The sequence below is a fragment of the Naumannella halotolerans genome, assembly GCF_004364645.1.
GTDB classification, from domain to species: domain Bacteria; phylum Actinomycetota; class Actinomycetes; order Propionibacteriales; family Propionibacteriaceae; genus Naumannella; species Naumannella halotolerans.
Genome location: NZ_SOAW01000001.1, coordinates 1,049,805 through 1,070,299 on the forward strand (window position 1 = coordinate 1,049,805; position 20,495 = coordinate 1,070,299).

The window sequence follows — 20,495 nt, forward strand, 5'->3', positions numbered from 1 at the left end:
CTCCTCAGTCGGACGCGGCCGCCTTGGCGGCCCGCTTCTGCTCCTTCTTGTGTGCCCGTACCTGCTGCAGTGACGCCTCGTCGGTGACATCGGCCACCGACCGATGACCGGCCTTGCCGTAGTCACCGGCCGCGGCCTGCCACCCGGAGGGTCGGACATCGCGCTGTTTGCCCAGCAGGGCGAGGAAGATCTTCGCCTTCTGCTCCCCCAGCCCGGGCAGGTTCCGCAACCGTTCCAGCACGGTCGCGGCGTCGTCGACTCCCCGCCAGATGTTCCCGGCATCGCCGTCGTAGTCCTCGACCAGGGCCTGGGCCACCTGGTGCACCCGCTTGCCCATGGAACCGGGGAACCGGTGGATGGCCGGTTTGCGCGAGCACAGTTCGACGAAGTCGTCGACCTCGGTGTCGGCGATCGCTGCCACATCGAAGCGACCGCCCATCCGTTCGGCGATCACCGCCGGACCGCTGAACGCCTTCTCCATCGGGATCTGCTGGTCCAGGACCATCCCGATCAGCAGCGCGTTGTCGCTGTCGGCCAACAACTCATCGGCCTCCGGCCGACCCGTCAGCCACATGTCCTACCTCCGGCTCGTGACGGCTGGTCAGAGGTTGATCATGTGTCCGGCGATACCCTCCACCGTCTCCTTCAGCGCCTCGCTGAGGGTCGGGTGGGCGTGGATGTTGCGGGCCACCTCGTCGGCGGTCAGATCCCACAGCTGGGCCAGGGTCAGCTCCGGCAGCAACTCGGTCACCTCGGGGCCGATCATGTGCGCACCGAGCAGTTCGTTGTGGGTGGCGTCGGCCACCACCTTGACGAAGCCGACCGGTTCGCCCAGGCCGTGGGCCTTGCCGTTGGCCGTGAACGGGAACTTGGCGACCTTGACGTCGTAGCCCTTGTCCTTGGCCTGTTCCTCGGTGTAGCCGAAGGAGGCGACCTGCGGCTGGCAGTAGGTCGCCCGGGGGATCATGTCGTAGTTGATCGGCATGGTCTCGGCACCGGCGATGGTCTCGGCGGCGACGACTCCCTGTGCCTCGGCGGTGTGGGCGAGCAACAGCTTGCCGGTCACGTCACCGATCGCGTAGACGCCGTCTACATTGGTCCGCATGTGGTCGTCGATGGCGATCGCGCCGCGCTCGGTGGTCTGCACACCGGTCGCGTCGAGACCGTAGCCGTCCAACCGGGGTGCGAAACCGATCGCCGACAGCACCTTGTCGGCCTTCAACTCCTGGGAGTCCGAGCCGTCGGCCTTGCTGACGGTGACGGTCACACCGTCACCGGATTCGTCGATGCTGTCGACCTTGGTCGAGGTCAGGATCTTCACACCGAGCTTCTTGTAGGCCTTGGTGAGTTCCTTGGAGATCTCCGGGTCCTCCAGCGGCACGATCCGGTCGAGGAACTCGACGATGGTGACGTCGACGCCGTAGTTGGCCAGTACGTAGGCGAACTCGATGCCGATCGCGCCGGCACCGGCGATGATGATCGAGTCGGGCACCTCGGACTCGAGGATCTGCTCCTCATAGGTGACGACCTTGTCGGACTTGGACACACCCGGGAGCAGCTTGGTGGTCGCACCGGCGGCGATGATCACATTGTCGGCGGTGAGCGTCTCGCTGCTGCCGTCGTTCAGCTCGACAGCGATGGTCTTCGCGTCGGTGAAGGTGCCCCAGCCGTCGTACTCGGTGATCTTGTTCTTCTTCATCAGGAAGTGAACGCCCTTGATCATCTGCTCCGAGACCTTGCGGCTGCGGCTGTGCGCTGCGCCGTAGTCGAAGCTGACCTCACCGCTGATGCCGAAGTCCTTGGCCCGGTGGTTGAAGATGTGTGCCAGTTCGGCATTGCGCAGCAGCGCCTTGGAGGGGATGCAACCGACGTTGAGGCACACACCACCCCAGTACTTCTTCTCCACGATGGCGGTTTTCAGACCCAGCTGGGCTGCTCGAATGGCGGCCACATATCCGCCCGGTCCGGCTCCCAGCACGACGACGTCGAAGTGTGCACTCATGGGCCCAACTCTAGGGCCAAACCGACCTCGGCATGCCACCGGGCCACAGGTGTCGATTGTCTGTGGCGAGCGGGCGGGTATCGTCAATGCTGGTGGCACCGTCAGGGCGCCGAGGCCGACAGCCTCGTACGCGCCGAGCACTCCCCCTCACTCCGGTGCCGCGACCCGCCCGAATCCCCGCCGAGTTCGATTTATCTCGTATATGAGTTATCGTGGTGGGCGTGACCATGACCGACACCTCCTTGGACCGAATCGGCTCCCTCATCCGGGACGCGCGAAAGCATCGTGGACTGACCCAGCACCAGCTGGCCGAAGTGCTCGGCACCAGCCAGAGCGCGATCCACCGGATCGAGGCGGGCAACCAGAACCTCAGTCTGGACATGGTCGGGCGGATCGCCCGGGCGCTGGACAGCGAGCTGATCACCGTCGGCCGCAAGGGCCCGGAGCACCTGCGGGTGCACGGTGGCCGCCCGCTCTCGGGCAGCATCTCCGTCCTCACCTCGAAGAACGCCGCAGTGGCGCTGCTGTGTGCCTCGCTGATCAACCGGGGCACCACGACGGTCCGCAACATCGCCCGGATCGAGGAGGTGAACCGGATCCTCGAGGTGCTGACCAGCATCGGGGTGAAGGCGACCTGGCTGCCCGGGACGAGTGACCTGGTGCTGGAGCGACCGGACCGGCTGGACCTGGAGGCGATGGATGTCGAGGCCGCCCGGCGTACCCGCTCGATCATCATGTTCCTCGGCCCGCTGCTGCACTACTACCCCGAATTCCTGCTGCCCTATGCCGGCGGCTGTGATCTGGGAGCACGGACCATCGAGCCGCATCTGCAGGTGCTCCGTCGGTTCGGGCTGACCGTCGAGGCCACCGAGGGCTACTACCACTGCAGGGTCGACCGGGACTCGGTCGAGGGGAATCGGACCATCGTGCTCACCGAACGTGGTGACACCGTCACCGAGAACGCACTGATGGCGGCCGCGATGACCCCCGGTGAGACCACCCTGCGCAATGCCTCGTCCAACTACATGGTCCAGGACCTGTGCTTCTTCCTGCAGGCACTCGGGGTGACGATCGAGGGCGTCGGTACCACCACCCTCAAGATCTACGGTGTGGAGAGCATCAACCGCGATGTCGAGTACTTCCCGAGTGAGGACCCGATCGAGGCGATGAGCCTGCTGACCGCGGCGATCGTCACCAATTCGGAGCTGACCGTCGAGCGTGCACCGATCGAGTTCCTCGAGATCGAGCTGGCGATCCTGACCGAGATGGGCCTGAAGTTCGATGTCAGCGAGGAGTACGTTGCGCGCAACGGCAAGACCCGGCTGGTGGACCTGACGATCCATCCCTCGCAGCTGAAGGCACCGATCGACAAACTTCACCCGATGCCCTTCCCCGGGCTGAACATCGACAATCTGCCGTTCTTCGGCGTGATCGCCGCCTCCGCCCAGGGACAGACGCTGATCAACGACTGGGTCTATGAGAACCGGGCGATCCGGATGACCGATCTGAACCGCCTCGGCGCCCAGGTCACCTTGCTGGACCCGCACCGGGTGCAGGTCACCGGCCCCACCAAGTGGCGCGGCCAGGAGGTCGTCTGCCCGCCGGCGCTGCGTCCGGCGGTCTGTCTGCTGCTCGGCATGCTGGCTGCCAAGGGCACCTCGATCCTGCGCGATGTCTACGTGATCAACCGCGGGTACGAGGATCTGGCCAACCGGCTGAACTCCGTCGGCGCCTCGATCGAGCGCTTCTCCGACTGAGCCGCTCAGGACCCGCTCGCGTCCCATTCGCCGAGTTCGGCCAGGCTGACCGGGCCGGCCAGCGGGCGCCGGCCGACCTGAGCCAGGGATCGCGCGCTCGGGGTGGGCGTGCGTTCGGTCAGACAGGCTGCGGCGAAGCCGCAGATCCGTCCCTGGCACCAGCCCATACCGGCCCGGGACAAACCCTTGGCGGTCCTGCCGTCGCCGGCGGCGAGATCGTCGCGGACACCCACCAGCTCGGCGACGGTGATCTCCTCGCAACGGCAGACGGTGGTGTCGGGCCGCAACCACTGGTCCCAGCGGGCGGGGACCGGTGATGCCTGGTGCAGGGTACGGGCGAAGCCTCGCTGCCGGGCCAGCTTCGCCGGCGGTCGACGCGGCGTACCCGCTGCTGCCGCGCCGGCGAGCCCGCCCTCGGTCAGTGCCAGGTCCACCCCGCCGACCCCGGTCGACTCCCCCGCCGCCCAGATCTGCGGATGTGAGGTGTGCTGCTGGTCGTCGACGACCAGCACCAGCGACCCGTCGGTGTCGGTACGGGTCTGCAGGCCCAGGGACAGGCCCAACTCCAACTGCGGGGTGAACCCCCAGCCCAGGGCGACCGTGTCGGTCTCGATCCGGCGCTGCGATCCGGGGACCGCCGAGCCGTCGGCCCGCAGCTTCGAGGTCACCACTGCCTCCACCCGGTCCGTGCCGAGAATCTCGGTGATCGCGGTCGAGGTGCGGTAGGGGATCCGGTGCCGCAGCAGCGCCAGCGCGTACCCCGCACCCTCGACCGCCTTCGAGACGAGCGTCGCCCGATGCAACCCGGGCAGCCAGCGGCGGATCGGATTGGCCTCGCAGACAGCCTCCACCCGGACCCCGGCGGCTGCGGCCTGGACGGCCACCGGCAGCAGGAACACCCCGGTGCCGGCGATCACCAGCCTCCGCCCGGGCGCGGTGCCGGAGCCCTTCAACAGGGCCTGCACCCCGCCGGCGGAGAAGACACCGGGCAGGTCCCAGCCGGGGATCGGCAGTTGGCGGTCGTAGGCACCGGTGGCCAACACCAGCCGATCCGCGGTGAGATCCGGGCGCGGCCCGGCATCCCTGGGCGAGTGGGTGTGCAGCAGCAGGCCGGTTCCGGTCTCCCGGATCGCGGCGACCTGGGTGTCGGTGTGCACCACGACCCGGCCGGCGGCCCGCAACTCGGCCAGTCGGCGGCGCAACCGCAGATGTTCGGCCCAGTGGTGGGCGCCGCTGTTCACCGGCTCACCCTCGTCGCCGTGCCGGACGCGTTCGCTCGGGTGCCGCCAGAACTGTCCGCCCGGCTGGTCACCGGCATCGACCAGGATCACCCGGGCCCCGTGCTCGACCGCCGCCACGGCGGCGGTCAGCCCGGCCGGCCCGGCCCCGACGACGGCCACCTGCAGCGACTCCTCGGTCACCGTTCGACCTCCCCGTCGAGTTGCACCCGCATCCCTTCGGCGACCTCCACCAGACAGGTACGCCGCGCCGCCACGTCGTCGATCGTCGCCAGACAGTCGAAACAGACCCCGATACCGCAGAAGGCACCGCGTGGCCGGCCACCGTGGCGGGTCCGCCGCCAGGCCACGTACCCGGCCTCCAGCAACGCCGCCGCGACGCTCTGCCCGGCCCGGGCCGGGGTGGGCTCCTGGTTCACGATCAGCTGGATCCGGTCGCCACTCATGCTGCCCCCGCGCTCGCCCGGTCGAAGCGGGCCGGATCGAACGGCAGCAAGGACAGGTCGGGTTCGGCACCGGTGATCGCCTGTGCGAGCAGCTTGCCGGTGCCCACCGACAGGCCGATCCCCGCACCCTCGTGGCCGCCGGCATGCCACAGACCTGGCAGTCGTGCATCGGCACCGATCGCCGGCAGATGGTCGGGCAGATAGGGCCGGAAACCGTGATAGTGGCGGATCGCCCGGACCCGGGCCAGGAACGGGAACAACTGGGTGGCATTGCGGGCCAGGGCGGCCAGGGCCTGATCACTGGGCCGGTCGTCGAACCCGACCCGTTCGCGGCTGGAGCCGATCAGCACCGTACCGGCCGGGGTGCCCTCGATCACCGGTGAGGACTGCAGTGCGCCGTCGCCGCTGCCGACGTCGCCGACATACTCGGCGGCATAGACCTTGTGCCGGATCATCGGCGGCAGCGGTTCGGTCACCAGTACGTACCCGCGGCGCGGCGCGACCGGCAGGCTCACCCCGGCCAGGGCGGCCACCGTGGCGGCCCAGGGTCCGGCCGCGTTGACCACCGCACCGGCATGGACCGGCCCGGCCTCGGTGCGTACCCCCAGCAGCCGGTCGCGGTCGACGATCAGCTCCCGTACCTCGGTCCGGGTGCTCAACTGTGCACCGGCGTCGCGGGCGAGCCGGAGCAGTGCGGCGGTGGCCAGGATCGGCTGCACCTGACAGTCGTCGGGGTAGAACGCACCACCGGCCAGGTCGGGCCGCAGGTGTGGCTCGTGGTCGGCGAGATCCTCGGCTTCGACCAGCTCGACCCGCGTGCCGTGGGCGCACTGCTCCTCGACCAGGGTGGTCAGACCGGCGTACCCGCCGACCCCACGGGCCACGACCAGACCACCCTTGGGCTCGAACTCCCAGCGGTGGGCGTGTTCGGCCAGTTCACCGCGCCAGATGCCCAGCGAATGGTGGGCGAGGTCGAGCTCGGGGCCCGGCTCCTTGTCCGAGACCAGGATGTTGCCCTCCCCGTGCGAGGACGTACCGGAGGCGACCTCGCCGCGCTCCAGCACCCGTACCGACATCCCCGCCCGGGCGCAGAAGTAGGCGGTGGCGGCACCGACGATGCCGGCGCCGATGATCACCACATCGGCGGTGCTCATCCGTTCGCTGCATCCGCACCGGTCGGAGCCGCGGCGGTCCCGGCCCACAGCCCCCGGGCATGACCGATGTGCCGCCGGAGCAGGTCCTCGGCGGCGGCCGGTTCATCGGCCTGGATCAGGTCCAGCAGTTGCTGATGCTCCAGGGCGGAGGCGACGAGTTGCTCATCGGCCAGGTTCCGCAGACCGTACATCCGGGTACGCGAGCGCAGCGCGGTCGCCAAATGCACCAGCTGCCGGTTGCCGAACTGCTCGAGCAACAGCGCATGGAAGGCGCGATCGGCCCCGAGATAGCCGGTCAGGTCACCGGCCCGGGCGGCGGTGACGATGTCGTCGGCGTGGCCGGCGAGTTCGCGCTGCACCGGCTCGGCGAGCGGGCCGGCCTCGGCGACCTGACGGACGGCCGGTGCCTCGATCATCGCCCGCAACTGGGCGAGCTCGTCCAGCTCGGCGTCGCTGACCACCGTCACCCGGTAGCCGCGGTTCTTCACGCTCTCCACCATGCCCTCGGCGGACAGGTCGACCATCGCTTCGCGCACCGGGGTCGCCGACACCCCCAGCTGGGCGGCCAGACCCGGCGCGGAGTACATCTCCCCCTCCGACATCTCACCGGAGATGATCGCCGCCCGGAGGCGCTCGGTGACGGTCTCCCGCAGACTCTGGCGCGGTTCCAGGGGGCGGATGCTGGTTTCGTGGTCGTTCACAACAAGAACCCTTCGGCGAACGGGTCATCGGGGTCGAGGAAGTACTGCGCGGTGCCGGTCAACCAGGCGCGGCCACTGACCGTCGGGATCACCGCCGGCAGACCGGCCACCTCGGTCCGGTCGACCAACCGGCCGAGGAAGCGGGAACCGATGAACGACTCGTTCACGAAGTCGGTGTCCAGGCCGAGTTCGCCGCGGGCGTGCAATTGGGCCATCCGGGCACTGGTCCCGGTGCCGCACGGGGAGCGGTCGAACCAGCCGGGATGGATCGCCATCGCATGCCGGGAGTGCCGGGCGGTGGAGTCCGGGGCGTTCAGGTACACGTGGTGACAGCCGTTGATGTCGGACCGCTCGGGGTGCACCGGCCGGTCGGTGGAGTTGATCGCCTCCATGATCGACAACCCGGCGGCCAGCAGCTCGCCCTTGTGGCTGCGGTCGAAGGGCAGACCCAGATCGGCCAGTTCGACCACGGCGTAGAAGTTGCCGCCGAAGGCCAGGTCGTAACCGACGGTGCCGTGACCGGGGACCTCGACCTTGGCGTCGGTACGCAGGGCGAAGGACGCGACATTGGTCAAGGTGACCCGCTCGGCGTGGCCGTCGTGGACCGCGACCGCTGCCCGTACCAGACCGGCAGGGGTGTCCAGGGTGATCGTGGTGACGGGTTCGACCACCTCGACCATGCCGGTCTCGACCAGCACGGTGGCCACTCCCATGGTGCCGTGACCGCACATCGGCAACATTCCGGAGACCTCGATGAAGAGCACCCCGAAATCGGCTTCCGGATGGGTCGGTGGCTGCAGGATCGCGCCGCTCATGGCGGCGTGGCCGCGGGGCTCGTACATCAACAACCGACGGATCCAGTCGCTGTGCTGCATGAAGTGCAACCGTCGCTGGGCCATGGTGGCGCCGGGAATGGTGCCGACGCCGCCGGTGATCACCCGGGTCGGCATCCCTTCGGTGTGGGAATCCACCGCGTGGAAGATCCGCGAGGTACGCATCACCCTCCTGTCCTGCCGACGGGTCGGCCGCCGACCTGCCGCCGGCGGCCGATCCTATCGCTGCCTGCTGTGGTTCAGCCCTGAAACCTGGGACTACTTGTAACCCTTGGCCAGCACGGCCTCGGTGTCGGCGACCACCTTGGCGCGATCGGTCTCGGCGAGTGCGCCGCGCGGCGGACGGCAGACCCCGCCACGCAGGCCGACGATGTCCATCGAGAGCTTGATCGCCTGCACGAACTCGGTCTTGGAGTCCCAGCGCAGCAGCGGGTGCAGATCGCGGTAGATCTCCCGGGCGGCGAACAGATCCTCGGGGTTGCCGGAGGTGGAGAGCCGGTACAGCTCGATGGTCGAGGTGGGGATCGCGTTCGGGTAGCCGGCGACCCAGCCGACGGCCCCGGCCAGCCCCATCTCCAAGACGGTGTCGTCGGTGCCGATCAGCAGATCCATACCGGGCGCGAGTTCCTTGATCTCGTAGGCCCGGCGGACGTCGCCGGTGAACTCCTTCAGCCCGACCATCAGGCCCTCGGCGTGGAGTTCGGCGATCAGTGACGGCAGCAGGTCGACCTTGGTGTCGATCGGGTTGTTGTAGCCGACCACCGGAAGTCCGGCGGAATTGGCGTGGCGGTAGTGATCGATCACGTCGCGGGTGGTGGCGCGGTAGGCATTCGGCGGCAGGCACATCAGGGCGGTGGCGCCGGCATCGGCGGCCTGCTTGGCCCAGTACTCGGTCTGCCGACCGCCGTAGGCGCCGACCCCGGCCATCACGGTGAAGCCCTCCGGTGCCGCTTCGACAGCGGTGGTGATCACCTTGGCGCGTTCGGCCTCGGTCAGCGACTGGTACTCCCCGAGCGATCCGTTCGGGGCGACGCCGTCGCAGCCGGCGGCGGCGAGCCAGCGGACATGATCGGCGAAGGCGTCGTAGTCGACACTCAGATCGTCGTGGTACGGCAGCGCCGTCGCCACCAGTACTCCGTGCCAGGGTTTGCGGGTTTCGGTCATCGGGGCTCCTTGAGGTTCCACGAGCTCATCGGCAACATGTAACATTGTACATAGTTCTCTGGGTGAAGGGAAGCGGCTGTCAGGGACTCCCTCAGCGCAGCTTCTGGACGGCGAACTGCTCCGGTGGCGAGGCGATCGCGTCCTGCGCCGCGACCAGCGCGAGCTCGGCCTGTCCGGACTCGTCGGTGATCCGGAGAACGGCGTAGACCACCGCCGCGGTGGTGGCCAGGGCCGATGCCGCATCGGCACCCGAGAGATGCTCGGAGAAGAACGTGGAGGCCGTCAGGTCACCCGACCCGGTGAAATTGCGATCCAGCTTCGGCGTGGTCACCGCCCACGCCCCGTGCGCGTCCACGGCCACCATCGACACCCCCGGGCCGTCGGTTGCCAGCTCCGGCACCTCCACACTGGTCACCAGGACCAGACCCGGACCCTGGGCGCGGATCCGATCGGCGGCGGTCAGCACATCGGACAGCGACGCGATCGGGGTGTCGGCGAGGAAGGCCAGCTCGAACTGGTTGGGGGTGACGATGTCCGCGGCCGGGACCACGGTGTCGCGCATGAACTCGGGAATCCCGGGACGGACGTAGAAGCCGCGGCCGACATCGCCCATCACCGGATCACAGCAGTACTCCGCGCGCGGGTTGCGCCGGCGTACCAGTGCCAGGGCCTGCAGCACCGCCTGGCCGGTCTCCTCCGCACCCTGATACCCCGAGAGGACCCCGTCGACGTGGGCCAGTGCCCCGCGTTCGTCGATCCCGGTGACCACGTCGACGATGTCGGCGGCCTGCAGCACCGGGCCGCGCCAGGCGCCGTACCCGGTGTGGTTGGAGAAGTGCACGGTGATCACGGGCATCACCTCGTACCCGCGACGCATCAGCGGGAAGGTGGCCGCGGAGTTGCCCACGTGCCCGTAGGCGACACTCGACTGGATCGACAAGATGGTGGTCACCCGCTGCATTGTGCCAGCGCCGACGCCGCTGCGTGGTGATGTTCTCCCCCGTGGCCGGGTGGGCGTTCGACCAGGTGCCCGGGGTGGCACAATCCGGGCTGTGATGACCGATCGGTCCGGGGTCCGTCGAATCTATCCCGGTTTCGCCGCACTGGCCCACCGCGGCGGCCCGGGTCTGCCGGCCAGTCGCGGGCGGGAGAACTCGATGCTCGCATTCGGCAACGCGATCGAATGGGGTTATCGGTGTCTGGAGACCGATGTGCAGGCGACCCGTGACGGGGTGCTGGTCACCTTCCACGACGCGACGTTGGACCGTACCACCGACTCCTCCGGCACTCTCACCGCGCTGCCCTGGAGCGAGGTGCGGCAGGCCCGGATCGGTGGCACCGAACCGATCCCGACCCTGGACGAGGTACTGGACAGCTTCGACGCCACGGTGAACATCGACCTGAAGAGCGAGAACGCCACTGAGCTGGTGGCCGGGGCCGTTCATCGTCACCGCGCCGAGGACCGGGTGTGCGTGGTCTCCTTCGACGACAACCGGTTGCGCCGGTTCCGGCGGTTGACCGGTGGTCGGATCGCCACCGTCTGCACCCAGTCGGCCGTCGCAGCGGTGATCGGCAGTCCGAGCGTACGGCTGGGCCGCGGCATCGGCGGGGACGTCTTCCAGGTCCCGGTGACCCATCGGGTCGGGCCGCTGCGGGTCCCGGTGATCAACCGTCGGTTCCTCGAGCGGGCCCATGCGCTCGGCAGACCGGTGCACGCCTGGACGATCAACGACTCCGAGCAGATGCATGGGCTGATCGATCTGGGCATCGACGGCATCATCACCGACCGGATCGACGTCCTTCGCGAGGTCCTGACCGAACGCGGTCTGTGGTGAGCCCCGACCCCACGCCGACGGCACACCAACCCGTGGGCGACCGTCCGGTGCCGAAGTACAAGATCGCCACCTGGGCCCTGTGGGACTGGGGATCGGCAGCCTTCAACGCCGTCATCGTCACCTTCGTCTTCGCCCCCTACGTGGCCTCCTCGGTCGCACCGGCCGACGGCCCGATCAGCGGAAGCGAGTACATCGCCCGGGCGATGGCGGTCACCGGTCTGGTGGTCGCACTGATTGCTCCGCTGATGGGCCAGCGTTCGGATGCCCGCGGTACGCGGAGACGCAGTGTGGCCATCTGGTCCGGACTCACCTGGCTGTCGATGGCGGCGCTCTACCTGGTCGAGGACACCCCGGACCATCTGCTGCTGGCGCTGGTCCTGCTCGGCGTCGGCAACCTGTTCTTCGAACTGGCGGAGGTCAACTACTTCGCCATGATCGGCCAGATCTCCACCCCCGAGAACGTCGGCCGGATCTCCGGGATCGGTTGGGCCGCCGGCTACTTCGGCGGCATCGTGTTGCTGGCGCTGCTCTACTTCGGCCTGATCGCCCCCGATGTCGGCTGGTTCGGTGTCACCTCGGTGGACGGTCAGCGCTACCGGATGGTCGCCCTGCTCGCCGCCGGCTGGTTCGCGATCTTCGGTCTGCCGCTGCTGTTGACGATCGAGCGGAACACTCCGCCGGCGGGTGCTCGGGCGCTCGGGCTGCTCGATTCCTACCGCAAACTGTTCGCCGACCTGCGACGGTTGTGGCGCTCGGATCGGCGCGCGGTCTGGTTCCTGCTGGCCGCGGCGATCTATCGCGACGGTCTGGCCTCGGTGTTCACACTCGGTGCCGTGCTGGCCGTGAGCATCTACGGGCTCTCCGAGGCCGATGTGCTGATCTTCGGCATCGTCGCCAATGTGGTCGCCGGGGTGGCGGCACTGGCCGGCGGGTGGATCGAGGACCGGGTCGGTACGAAACGGGTGATCCTGATCGCCTTGGGGATACTGGTCGCCTCCGCGACGGTGCTGCTGTTCGCCGCCGGACCGACCATGTTCTGGATCTTCGGGTTGATCCTCTGCATCTCGGTCGGGCCCGCTCAGGCCTCCTCCCGGTCCTACCTGGCCCAGATCGCACCGCGCAGCGCCGAGGGTGAGATGTTCGGTCTCTACGCCACCAGCGGTCGGGCGGTCTCCCTGCTCGGCCCCGGGCTCTTCGCGCTGATCGCCGCCATCGCCTCCGAACGCTTCGGCATCCTCGGGATCATCCTGCTGCTGGTGGTCGGTGCGGCGATCCTGTGGCGGCTGCCGAACCGCCCCGAGGAAACCCCCGCGATCGCCGACTGAGCGTCGCTGCGCGCACTGACCCCCACAGGCGTCACGCGCCCCCCGATTGCGTCTGTTCCGCAGCATCTGCAGCTATGAGGCCGGTTTGGCTGCGTTTCCTGCGGAATAGATGGGACGGGCGACACCGTTTCGCTCCAAGCGCCGAGGGCCTGGGAGTCGGCGGGCTGGGAGCCGGAGAGGCTGGAAAACTCGGCTGTATCTGGGGAAAAGCCCCCGGATCCCACCGCCGGGGCGTCGCGCGTGCCACGATGGGAGCAGCTTTCACCGGGAACATTTTCCCGCCGCCCGACGTTGACAACGATGAGTCCACGACCCGAGGAGACATGATGGCCGATCGTTCATTGCGTGGTACGGGCCTGGGCAGCAAGAGCTTCGAGGACGAGGGTGGCGTCGAGTTCGCCGCTCGCCAGGAGCTCGGCTTCGACTGCCCGCGCGGCCACCACTTCACCAAGACCTTCGCTGTGGAGGCCGAACTGCCCACCGAGTGGGAGTGCCCCCGCTGCGGTGCCGAGAGCCTCCGATCCGACGGCGTCCGGGGTGAGGCGAAGGAGACCAAGCCGGTACGTACCCACTGGGACATGCTGCTGGAACGCCGTTCGATCGCCGAGCTGGAGGAACTCCTCAGCGAGCGGTTGACCCTGCTCCGGGCCGGCGAACTGCGTCCGATGGAGATCCACAAGCCGCAGACCACCCGTCGCCGCAGCGCCTGAGCGCGTAGCGCGAAGGCCCCGACGTGACCGGGGCAGCGGCTCGGACAGCGACGAGAACAGGGACCGAGCCCGATGGGGCACGGTCCCTGTTGCATGTCCGGGGTTGCATGTCCGGGGTTGCATGTTCGGGCCCGGTTCGCTGATGATCACCGGCAGCTGGTCCTCGGTGACCTGTCTTCACCTCCGAGCCCGGTAGTCGCGATCGGACGGCGCTCAGGGGATCGCTAGGGCTCGAGCCGACGGTGCTCGGGATCGACGACATCACCGGAGACCACGTCACCCTCGACCACCTCGCCGTCGATCACCGTGCCGCCCATCCGACCGCGCTGGGTCTGGAACTGATCGGTCAGGCCACCGAACCGACGCCGCAGACAGCGCGACAGCAGGCGCCTCGGCAGAGGCCGGGTGAACGGCAGCAGCAGGATCAGGGCGATCACGTCGGTGATCAGACCGGGGACGATCAGGGCGATCCCGCCCAGCATCACCAGGCCGCTGTCGAGCAGTTCGGTGGTTGGGGTACGACCGGCGGCCGAGGCCTCGGCCAGACGCTCCCAGGTCTTGCCGCCCTCCCGCCGGGTCAGCCAGCTGCCGAGCAGGGCACCCACGATCAGCACCAGCAGGGTCCACCAGCCGATCCAGCGCACCACCTGGACCAGGACCAGGATCTCCAACAAGGGCAGCAGCAGGAACAGGGCCAGGACCAACCGGCCCTTGAAGCCGAGGCCCTGCCCGGCCGGTCGTCGGGGCATCGTCCCGTCACTGCTCATGGGTCAAGTCTGCCCGATCGGGCCAACTCGGTGAGGCGGTTCAGCGACCGCCGGAGCGGGAGGAGACCGATGCCCGCCGAGTACGTCCGGCCAGCCGGCGGCCAAGCTGTCGCAGCTGCCCGAGCCGGTGGTTGATCCCCCACCAGGCCGTCCGCAGCATGGCCTCGACGACGATGTCCTTGCTCATCTTCGAGGCACCGTGTTCGCGCTCGACGAAGGTGATCGGGACCTCCACCACCCGGAACCCGCTGCGCAGAGTCCGCCAGGTGAGGTCGACCTGGAAGCAGTAACCGGCCGAGGCGACATCATCGAGCTGGATCGCCCGCAGGGTGTCGGCGCGGAACGCGTTGTAACCACCGGTGGCGTCCTTGACATCGATGCCGAGCCACAGGCGTACCCAGATGCTCGCGCCGCGGGAGAGGATCTCCCGCGAGGCCGGCCAGTTCACCAGTTCGCCACCCGGCACCCAGCGCGAGCCCTTCACCATGTCGGCGTGGTCCAGCGCGTTCAGCAGCCGCGGCAGTTGCTCGGGCTGGTGGGAGCCGTCGGCATCGCACTGGACGATCACGCCGTACCCGCGCTGCAGCGCCCAGTCGAAACCGGCCAGGTAGGCAGCGCCGAGCCCTTCCTTGCCGGCCCGGTGCAGGACGTGCACCTGCGGATCCGCGGCGGCCAGTTCGTCGGCCAGCCGGCCGGTGCCGTCGGGTGAGTTGTCGTCGGCGATCAGCACGTGCGCCGCCGGTACCGCCGAGCGCAGCCGAGCGACCAGGGAGGCAATGTTCTCCGCCTCGTTGTAGGTCGGGACGACCACCAAGGGCGTGGCGGTGCCCGGTTCGGATGCCGTGGGGTGTTCTGCGGACAAGGGTGAGGATCCTCGCTGGTTGGTCGTGCGTACTGCGGCGATGCTACTTGCTGGCACGCCTGCGGCTCAGCAGCGCCATGCCGACCCCGAGCAGTCCGAGTCCGGCCAGAGCCCAGCTGAGCTGGCTGCCGATCACCATGGCCGGGGTCCTGGCCGTCCGCAGCGGCATTTCCACCACCGTCGAGTCCGAGGTACCGGCCTTGGTGGACCAGACGATGGTGCCGTTGCGGTCGACGAATCCGGACAGCGCGTTGGTGGTGGCGATCGCCACCTCCCGGCGGGTCTCCATCGCCCGGGCCCGGGTGATGGCGAACTGCTGGTCGAGCTGTCCGGTGCCGAGATAGGTGGCGTTGTTGGACTGCACCACGAACAGCTGGCTGCTGTCGGTGGCGGCGGCGACGGTGTCGTCATAGGCCAGTTCGAAACAGATCACGTTGCCGATCCGTACCTGCCGCCCGTCGTTCAAGGTGACGTCCAGCACCCCCGGTCCGGTGCCGGGTACGCCTTGGGAGCCGACCAGTTCGAGCATCGGGATCAGCGGCAGAAGCTGGTCGCGGAAGGGGATGTACTCACCGAACGGCACCAGGTTCTGCTTGTCGGTACGGGCCTCGATGCTGCCGTCGGGGGTCCACCACAGGGCACTGGTCTGCCGCTCGTCCTCCCCCGGTCCCTGCATCACCGCACCGACCAGGATCGGTACGGCGGCCACGGCGACGGCATTCTGCACCGTCAGCCTGGTCTGCGGATCACGGGTGGGATCGATGTCGGTGGAGTTCTCCGGCCAGAGCAGGAAGTCGGGCCTGGCCAGTCCCTGACCGCTGTTCACCTTCGCCATCAGACCGACGGTCTCGCTGAGGTGGTTGTTGGTCACCGCCCTGGCCCGGCCGATGGCATAGAGGCCGACGCCGTCGACATTGCCCTGCACGATGCCGACCTGCACCGAACCTGCCGTACCGGCTTCGGGTTCGGGTTGCCAGGCCCGGGCCGCCAGACCGATCACGATGGCCAGGGTGGTCAATCCCACCCCGGTCGCCACGATCCGCCGCCGATCACCCCGCGGCCAGGCCAGGACCGCCGCCGCCAGCCCCTGGGCTGCCAGTGCGGTGAGGAAGCTGAGCCCGCTGACGCCGACGAAGGCCAGGGTGCCGGCGAGCGGGGTGTCGACCATGGCGTAGCCCAACCGGCTCCAGCCGAAACCGTCGAAGGGGATCCGGGAGTAGGCGAACTCGCAGGTGGTCCACACCGCAGCCGACCACAACGGCCACCAGCGAAGCCGACTGGCCAGGGCCAGGCCGATACCGAGCAGCCCGAAGAACAGCGACTCGAAGGCGACCAGCGCGATCGCCACCGGGACCGCGATCACCTGCACCCAGCCGATGCTGACGGTCAACATGCCGAGGCCGAAGACATAACCGATGGCGAAACCCTGGCGCGGTCGCCTGCCGCGACACAGCAGGCTCAAGGCGGCGACCCCGAGCAGCAGCAGCGGCCACAGGGCGAACGGTTCGAAACCGAACCCGACCGCCAGCCCGGCGAGCAGGGCGACACCGACGCGCCGCCAGTTGGTCGCCGGACGTGAGGTCGTGGTTTCGGCAGGTGGGCTGAGCAGCACGGGCCAAGAGTAGGTCAACCGACGGGTTCACCTCACCGCGACGGGCTCAGAGCACCACCCGGTCCTCGAACGGCACCGACAGCACCAAGGTGGTCAGGGTCGCCACCGCCAGTTCGGTCCGGATCCGGGCCAGCAGACCTTCCAGGGCCAGCGGGTGCTCGACCTGCACCTTCAACAGATAGCTCGAGTCGCCGGCGACGGAGTAGCAGGAGACGATCTCCGGTATCGGAGACATCCGTTCGGGCAGATCGTCGTGCAGGCTGGGATTCAGTGGCCGGATCGCGATGAACGCGGTGAGGGTACGGTCCAGTGCGGCCGGGTCGATCCGGGCGTGATAGCCGGTGATCACCCCGCGTTGCTCCAGCCGGCGGACCCGCTGCTGGGCCGCAGAGGTCGACAGTCCGGTGTGCTTGCCGATGTCGGTGTAGGACATCCGGCCGTCGGCGGCCAACAGCGCAAGGATCTTCCGGTCGGTTTCCTCCATCCGGCCATCTTTGCAGCAATCACCACCACGGGTCGCGCAGATCCGATCCGTGGTTCAATCGGCCTCGATGAACTCGCTGATGCTGGTCGACACCGCCTCGCTGTACTTCCGGGCCTTCTACGGCCTGCCCTCCACCTTGCGCTCACCCGAGGGCGAACCGGTCAACGCCGTCCGTGGCCTGCTCGACTTCCTGGCCCGGTTGATCACCGATCAGCGCCCGAGCAGTCTGGTCTGCTGCTGGGACAACGACTGGCGGCCCGGCTGGCGGGTCGACCTGCTCCCCAGCTACAAGACCCATCGGGTGGCCGAGGATGCCTCCGCGGTGGCCGACATCATCGGTGCCGGCGGCACCGGTGCGGAGTCGGGTCAGGCCGAGGAAGCACCGGACGAACTCGGTCCGCAGGTGCCGGTGATCGCCGAGGTGCTGCAGTCCCTGCAGATCCCGATTCAGGGGGTGGACGGGTATGAGGCCGATGACGTGATCGGCAGTCTGGCCAGCCAGGCGGACCGGCCGGTCGACGTGGTCACCGGGGACCGGGACCTGTTCCAGCTGGTCGATGATGCCGAGGGCATCCGGGTGATCTACACCGCCCGGGGAATGAGTCGACTCGCCATGGTCGACGAGGCTTGGATCCGCGACAAGTACGGCATCAGCGCCTCCCAGTACGCCGATTTCGCCAGCCTGCGCGGTGACCCCTCCGACGGCATCCCCGGGGTGAGCGGGATCGGGGAGAAGACCGCGGCGAGTCTGCTCAGCACCTACGGCGACCTGAACGGCATCCTGGCCGCCGCCTCCGATCCGGACAGTGCATTGACCACCGCCACCCGGCGCAAGTTCGCCGCGGCGATCGACTATCTCGGCGTCGCCGGGGAGGTGGTACGGGTGGCCCGCGACCTGCAGCTGCCGGCACCTCCGCCGCTGCCCGGCCCTCCGGGGGCGGCCTTCGACGCCCTGGCCGAACGCTGGGGCCTGGGCAGTTCAGCCGATCGGATCCGTACCGCGCTGGGCGCCACGGCTGACTGAACCGGCGAGCCGCCCGCAAATTCACTGACAATTGGCGCTGCGCTCATTACCCTGTTCCTGTCCGGCCACCGAGGTCGGACATGTTGACCACGTCCGCCATCGGCGGCGCGCAGGCGGAAGGGGGTGCACCCATGGACCGACGGATCGGGAACGGCGGACCGAGGAATCTCGGACATGCCGAGGAACTGACCCCGCGTGGAATGCGTGTGCGGATACCTGTCCGCCCCAGGAGGACCCCGATCGGTGTCCTTTCTGCCGATCTGCCGCCCGCGCCTCGTGCCGGGCGGTTTTTTGTTGCCCGGGTGGATGTTGCCCGGATGCACGCCGGCCGCTGCCGGCATCCCCGACCGCGTTGGAGGAGGTCTCGGTGATGAGTGGTGTGCTGGTTCTGAACGCCGACAACACCGCATTGCACACGGTGTCGGTGAAGCATGCGATCGGGATGCTGGTCCGCGAGGTCGCGATCGTCGAACAGGCCCGCGAGGGGGCGGTGATCGGACCGTACCCGTGGCCGCTGGTGCTACGGCTGGTCCGGTACGTGAAGACGGCCTTCCTCTATTCCCGGGCCCCGGGGTGGACCAAGCGTGGGGTGTTGCGCCGGGACCGGCACCGCTGTGCCTACTGCGGTGCCCACGCCTCGACCGTCGACCACCTGCAACCGGTCTCGCGCGGCGGCCAGAACACCTGGTTGAACACCGTGGCGGCCTGCGGTCCATGCAATGCCCGGAAGGCGAACCGGACACCGCGGGAGGCCGGGATGAGCCTGGCCTGGAAGGCGACCGTACCGACCCGGGCTTCGCTGGTCCGCTGATCCCGACGGGGGTCAGCGGGTCAGTTCGTAGACTGCCGAGCCGGCGCGCAGGTTGGCCACCTTGGTCGACCAGTCGCGTTGGCGTCCCTGTTCGTCGAGGATGATCCGGCGTTTGATCCGCAACCCGACATCGGCGAAGAAGTCCTCCAGGTCGACGATCGTCGCGTGGTGGATGTTGGGCGTGTTGTACCACGCGTAGGGCAGTTCCCGCGACATCGGCATCCGGCCGCGGAGCAGCCGCAGACGGTGCCGCCAGAGGCCGAAGTTCGGCACCGAGACGATCATGGTCGGCGCGATCCGGCTCATCTGCCCCAGCACCTCGGCCGGTTGCCCGATCACCTGCAGGGTCTTGGACAGGATCACCACATCGTAGGAGTCGGTGCCGAAGTGACCGACATGATCATCCACGTCACGCTCCAGCACCGGTACGCCGGCCCAGATCGCCTGCAGCACCGCGTCCGGATCGATCTCCACACCGGTGATCCGGCAGCCGTGATGGTCCCGCAGGTGCACCAGCAGGTCACCCGGGCCGCAGCCGAGGTCGAGCACCCGGGAGTCGTTGGGGACCAGTTCGGCCAGCAGTTGCAGGTCCTGGCGCAGACCGATGTGGTTCATACCCCTCCCCCGTCCTCTTCGGGCCCGTGATGGCTGAGGAAGGCCCGGACGGTGTCCTGGTAGCGGTCGACATCGAGCAGGAAGGAGTCATGTCCCCACGGTGAGGGGATCTCCCGGAAGGTGACCGAGGCACCGCTGTCGAGCAACTGGTCGACGATCCGCAGTGAGTGCCCGGTGTCGAAGCGCCAGTCGGAGTCGAAGGAGATGACGCAGAAGTCCGTACCGACCTCGGCGGCCCGGGCGGCCACCCCTTCGGTGGCGAAGGGGTCGAAGTAGTCCATCACCCGGGACAGGTAGAGATAGGACAAGGCGTCGAAGCGATTCAGGAAGCTGGTCGCCTGGTGGGCCAGGTAGGACTCGACGGCGAAGTCGATGCCGAAGCCACCGCCGGTGCGCCCCGGGCTCTGGAACCGGCGACCGAACTTCTCCGACATCGCCTCCTCCGACAGGTAGGTGATGTGCGCCATCATCCGGGCGATGGACAGACCGGTCGAGGGTACGCTGCCGGTCTCCCCGTACCGTCCGCTGGCGAAGCCGGGATCGCGCAGGATCGCCTCCCGGGCGACCGCGGAGAAGGCGATGTTCTGTGCGGTCAGCCGGCTGGAGGCGGCGATGATCACCGCATGCCGCAGATCCTGGGGATGGTCCAGCGCCCACTGCAGCACCTGCATCCCGCCGAGTGAACCACCGACGGCGGCGTGCAGTCTGCGTACCCCGAGATGGGCGGCCAGGGCCCGGTGGACGGTGACGAAATCGGCCATCTGCAGCAGCGGGAAGTCCAGCCCCCAGATCTCGCCACCGTCCTCGCGGGCACAGGACGGACCGGTGGTCCCCTGGCAACCGCCGAGCAGGTTCGGGCAGATCACGAAGTAGCGGTCGGTGTCGATCGGTTTGCCCGGCCCGACCATGGTCTCCCACCAGCCGGGCCGGCCATCGGTGCGGGGCCCGATGACCTGGGCATCACCGGTCAGGGCGTGACAGATGAAGACGGCGTTGTCACCGGTCTCGTTCAGTGTGCCGTGGGTGGTGTAGGCGACGTCAACGAGCTCCAGCTGCTGACCACTGGCCAGGGTCAACGGCTGGTCGGCATCGTAGAGGCGGACCGTCGGCACTCCCGCACGCTATGGTGCGCCGCCCGGGTGAGGCGCGGTCGTC

At 68.6% G+C, this 20,495-nt stretch carries 21 protein-coding genes; 6 read left to right on the forward strand and 15 right to left on the reverse strand.

Annotation, left to right across the window (positions count from 1 at the left end; all coding sequences use genetic code 11):
- Positions 1 to 4: 4 nt before the first annotated feature.
- Positions 5 to 574 (reverse strand): HhH-GPD-type base excision DNA repair protein, encoded by a 570-nt coding sequence (locus CLV29_RS04900; protein WP_133753900.1) that lies wholly within the window; start codon positions 572 to 574, stop codon positions 5 to 7.
- Positions 575 to 601: 27 nt separating this feature from the next.
- Complete coding sequence (gene lpdA, locus CLV29_RS04905; protein ID WP_133753901.1) at positions 602 to 2,002, reverse strand: dihydrolipoyl dehydrogenase; 1,401 nt, start codon at positions 2,000 to 2,002, stop codon at positions 602 to 604.
- A gap of 227 nt (positions 2,003 to 2,229) precedes the next feature.
- Here lpdA and CLV29_RS04910 point away from each other — a divergent pair, with 227 nt between their 5' ends.
- Entirely contained in the window at positions 2,230 to 3,759 is a 1,530-nt protein-coding gene (locus CLV29_RS04910) for a UDP-N-acetylglucosamine 1-carboxyvinyltransferase (protein ID WP_133755034.1), read from the forward strand.
- A 5-nt stretch (positions 3,760 to 3,764) separates the two neighbouring features.
- On the opposite strand, the gene CLV29_RS04915 is transcribed toward CLV29_RS04910, so the two are convergent.
- The 7 genes from CLV29_RS04915 to pdxY form a co-directional block, all read right to left on the reverse strand.
- Complete coding sequence (locus CLV29_RS04915) at positions 3,765 to 5,180, reverse strand: FAD-dependent oxidoreductase (protein ID WP_133753902.1); 1,416 nt, start codon at positions 5,178 to 5,180, stop codon at positions 3,765 to 3,767.
- Complete coding sequence (locus tag CLV29_RS04920) at positions 5,177 to 5,443, reverse strand: (2Fe-2S)-binding protein (protein ID WP_133753903.1); 267 nt, start codon at positions 5,441 to 5,443, stop codon at positions 5,177 to 5,179. Before CLV29_RS04920 ends, CLV29_RS04915 begins: the two co-directional genes overlap by 4 nt.
- Positions 5,440 to 6,597 carry an NAD(P)/FAD-dependent oxidoreductase gene (locus CLV29_RS04925; RefSeq protein WP_133753904.1) on the reverse strand — a complete coding sequence of 386 codons (1,158 nt, stop codon included), beginning with the start codon at positions 6,595 to 6,597 and terminating at the stop codon, positions 5,440 to 5,442. The genes CLV29_RS04920 and CLV29_RS04925 overlap by 4 nt, the downstream gene beginning before the upstream one ends.
- Positions 6,594 to 7,298 (reverse strand): GntR family transcriptional regulator, encoded by a 705-nt coding sequence (locus CLV29_RS04930; RefSeq protein ID WP_133753905.1) that lies wholly within the window; start codon positions 7,296 to 7,298, stop codon positions 6,594 to 6,596. Before CLV29_RS04930 ends, CLV29_RS04925 begins: the two co-directional genes overlap by 4 nt.
- Entirely contained in the window at positions 7,295 to 8,296 is a 1,002-nt protein-coding gene (locus CLV29_RS04935) for a proline racemase family protein (RefSeq protein ID WP_133753906.1), read from the reverse strand. The genes CLV29_RS04930 and CLV29_RS04935 overlap by 4 nt, the downstream gene beginning before the upstream one ends.
- Positions 8,297 to 8,389: 93 nt before the next feature.
- Positions 8,390 to 9,295, reverse strand: coding sequence for a dihydrodipicolinate synthase family protein (locus CLV29_RS04940; RefSeq protein WP_133753907.1), 906 nt, complete (start codon positions 9,293 to 9,295; stop codon positions 8,390 to 8,392).
- 91 nt (positions 9,296 to 9,386) lie between these two features.
- Positions 9,387 to 10,247, reverse strand: coding sequence for a pyridoxal kinase PdxY (gene pdxY, locus CLV29_RS04945; RefSeq protein ID WP_243831729.1), 861 nt, complete (start codon positions 10,245 to 10,247; stop codon positions 9,387 to 9,389).
- 103 nt (positions 10,248 to 10,350) lie between these two features.
- Between pdxY and CLV29_RS04950 the strand changes: the two genes are divergently transcribed.
- The 3 genes from CLV29_RS04950 (at position 10,351) to CLV29_RS04960 (ending at position 13,165) form a co-directional block, all read left to right on the forward strand.
- Positions 10,351 to 11,130: a glycerophosphodiester phosphodiesterase family protein gene (locus tag CLV29_RS04950; RefSeq protein ID WP_133753909.1), complete on the forward strand. Its 780-nt coding sequence runs from the start codon at positions 10,351 to 10,353 to the stop codon at positions 11,128 to 11,130.
- The gene (locus CLV29_RS04955) at positions 11,127 to 12,455 is read left to right on the forward strand and encodes an MFS transporter (protein ID WP_243831730.1); all 1,329 of its coding nucleotides are present in this window, start codon (positions 11,127 to 11,129) and stop codon (positions 12,453 to 12,455) included. Before CLV29_RS04950 ends, CLV29_RS04955 begins: the two co-directional genes overlap by 4 nt.
- A gap of 326 nt (positions 12,456 to 12,781) precedes the next feature.
- Positions 12,782 to 13,165 carry an RNA polymerase-binding protein RbpA gene (locus CLV29_RS04960; RefSeq protein WP_133753910.1) on the forward strand — a complete coding sequence of 128 codons (384 nt, stop codon included), beginning with the start codon at positions 12,782 to 12,784 and terminating at the stop codon, positions 13,163 to 13,165.
- A 224-nt stretch (positions 13,166 to 13,389) separates the two neighbouring features.
- Here CLV29_RS04960 and CLV29_RS04965 read toward each other — a convergent pair whose 3' ends face one another.
- The 4 genes from CLV29_RS04965 to CLV29_RS04980 are packed head-to-tail and all read right to left on the reverse strand — an operon-like array spanning position 13,390 to position 16,890.
- Entirely contained in the window at positions 13,390 to 13,932 is a 543-nt protein-coding gene (locus CLV29_RS04965; protein ID WP_133753911.1) for an FxsA family protein, read from the reverse strand.
- A gap of 40 nt (positions 13,933 to 13,972) precedes the next feature.
- On the reverse strand, positions 13,973 to 14,794 hold the full coding sequence (locus tag CLV29_RS04970; RefSeq protein ID WP_133753912.1) for a polyprenol monophosphomannose synthase: 822 nt from the start codon (positions 14,792 to 14,794) through the stop codon (positions 13,973 to 13,975).
- A 43-nt stretch (positions 14,795 to 14,837) separates the two neighbouring features.
- On the reverse strand, positions 14,838 to 16,406 hold the full coding sequence (lnt, locus tag CLV29_RS04975) for an apolipoprotein N-acyltransferase (protein WP_133753913.1): 1,569 nt from the start codon (positions 16,404 to 16,406) through the stop codon (positions 14,838 to 14,840).
- A gap of 46 nt (positions 16,407 to 16,452) precedes the next feature.
- Positions 16,453 to 16,890 (reverse strand): Lrp/AsnC family transcriptional regulator, encoded by a 438-nt coding sequence (locus CLV29_RS04980; protein WP_133753914.1) that lies wholly within the window; start codon positions 16,888 to 16,890, stop codon positions 16,453 to 16,455.
- A gap of 67 nt (positions 16,891 to 16,957) precedes the next feature.
- Between CLV29_RS04980 and CLV29_RS04985 the strand changes: the two genes are divergently transcribed.
- Both CLV29_RS04985 and CLV29_RS04990 read left to right on the forward strand, forming a co-directional pair.
- Positions 16,958 to 17,914 carry a 5'-3' exonuclease gene (locus CLV29_RS04985; RefSeq protein WP_243831731.1) on the forward strand — a complete coding sequence of 319 codons (957 nt, stop codon included), beginning with the start codon at positions 16,958 to 16,960 and terminating at the stop codon, positions 17,912 to 17,914.
- 370 nt (positions 17,915 to 18,284) lie between these two features.
- Complete coding sequence (locus CLV29_RS04990) at positions 18,285 to 18,725, forward strand: HNH endonuclease (RefSeq protein WP_133753915.1); 441 nt, start codon at positions 18,285 to 18,287, stop codon at positions 18,723 to 18,725.
- Between the two features lie 12 nt (positions 18,726 to 18,737).
- On the opposite strand, the gene metW is transcribed toward CLV29_RS04990, so the two are convergent.
- Positions 18,738 to 19,340 (reverse strand): methionine biosynthesis protein MetW, encoded by a 603-nt coding sequence (gene metW / locus CLV29_RS04995; RefSeq protein WP_166649131.1) that lies wholly within the window; start codon positions 19,338 to 19,340, stop codon positions 18,738 to 18,740.
- On the reverse strand, positions 19,337 to 20,452 hold the full coding sequence (metX, locus tag CLV29_RS05000) for a homoserine O-acetyltransferase MetX (protein ID WP_133753916.1): 1,116 nt from the start codon (positions 20,450 to 20,452) through the stop codon (positions 19,337 to 19,339). Before metX ends, metW begins: the two co-directional genes overlap by 4 nt.
- Positions 20,453 to 20,495: the final 43 nt, after the last annotated feature.